This window comes from Sporosarcina jiandibaonis (assembly GCF_013184495.1).
Taxonomy (GTDB): domain Bacteria; phylum Bacillota; class Bacilli; order Bacillales_A; family Planococcaceae; genus Sporosarcina; species Sporosarcina jiandibaonis.
This window is the reverse complement of record NZ_JAAOIY010000018.1, coordinates 1-1,483: the sequence shown is the minus strand read 5'-3', so window position 1 is coordinate 1,483 and position 1,483 is coordinate 1. Positions and strand designations below refer to the sequence as shown.

Here is a 1,483-nt window from a genome sequence, read left to right as displayed (position 1 = left end):
TGAACTGCGCCCTAAATTTCGGACAGTTTAATAAAATACCCGCTGCTAATTAGGCAGCTATGAGATGACTTCGATATTCAATCGGAGTCATCTTTTTAAGATTCCATTGTCTTCTTGATTCGTTGTAATAAATCATATATTGATCAATCATTTGTTTTAATTCCCCAAAGGTCTTTGCTTCTATATAGTCCAATTCATCCTTCATATGGCCAAAGAAAGATTCCATTGGCGCATTATCAAGGCAGTTTCCTCGCCGAGACATAGATTGCTTTAATTTCATTTGTCTTACACGTTTTTGAAATTCTGGATGCGTATAGTGAAAGCCTTGATCAGAGTGAATCATTGCTTCAGGATGTATAATTCCTGCTAATTTATCGCTCAATTTCGAGAGAGTCTTGTAAACAATCGACATCTTGAGAGTACTTGATAATTCATATGCAAGAATTTCACGTGTTGCGACGTCCTTTACACAAGAGAGATACGCCGTTCTTCCATGATATTTGAAATAGGTAATATCAGTTAAAAGCACCTTTCCTGGTTCGTCTTGGGAAAATTCACGTTTTAATATGTTTGGTAACGTTTTGTGTTCCTGAGTCGCTTTGGCAATGTTTTTGTAAGGATTGGCACGACGGACTTTCGCAAAGAAGTTATATTTGCACATAAGGCGACGTATTTTCTTCGGATTCATTGGCGTTTCGAGTAATTCGCATACCTTCATATACAGTCTGCGATACCCAATTTTTCCTTTGAATGCATCGTAGATACACTTCAAAAAAAGATAGTCTTCATAGTCATTATTTTCGCGAATCACATGTTTTTCTAAGTTCTGTAACCAATCATAGTAGCCACTTCGACTGACATTCGCTTCCTCACATAGTGCTGAAACACAATTTTGAAGTTCGTGTTTACGAATGACTTCATAGATCACTTCGTATTTTTCATGTGCAGCTACTTGCGTTTCATCGCCTTCCTTTCTAGTTCCTCTAGCTTTTTTAAAAGTTCATTTTCCGCCTCTAAATATTTAATACGTGCTTCGGCTCTTTCCAACTTCTTTTCAGCCGATAAGTTTTTGGTGGATGGGCGTCCAGCGCTTCCTTTACCTCGACGCTCTTCTAAAAAGCCATCTTCCCCATACGTTTGAAACGTTTTTCTCCAACTATTCAAAGCACTCCTCACACGATCTTTCCCGATCATCTCTATATCAAAGCCATTTTCAATAAAGATTTGAGTAGGGCCTTTTCCAGCCCGGTTATCTTTAACAGCCCGTATTTTAAATGCCGATGAATATTGGATCGCTCGATCAGATACAGATGTGACGTTCGGATTCATTTCTAGTAATTTTCGTTGGTGTTCATTGAAATGGATTTTACTCATAAAATTATCCCGCTCCTTCAAGTTAGGTATAGTATAGCGGGTTTTTTCCATAGAAAAAACCCCGAAAGGGGTACTTTTTTAAAGTGTCCGCTTTTCGGGGTTCAGTTCA

At 38.2% G+C, this 1,483-nt stretch carries 1 protein-coding gene; it reads right to left on the bottom strand.

The annotated features are described in order from the left end of the window. Positions 1-49: 49 nt before the first annotated feature. A protein-coding gene (locus G8782_RS18250; RefSeq protein ID WP_172373896.1) for an IS3 family transposase occupies positions 50-1,374 on the bottom strand; the annotation gives its coding sequence in 2 pieces (ribosomal slippage) (positions 50-996 and positions 996-1,374; 1,326 coding nt in all). Positions 1,375-1,483 lie beyond the last annotated feature (109 nt).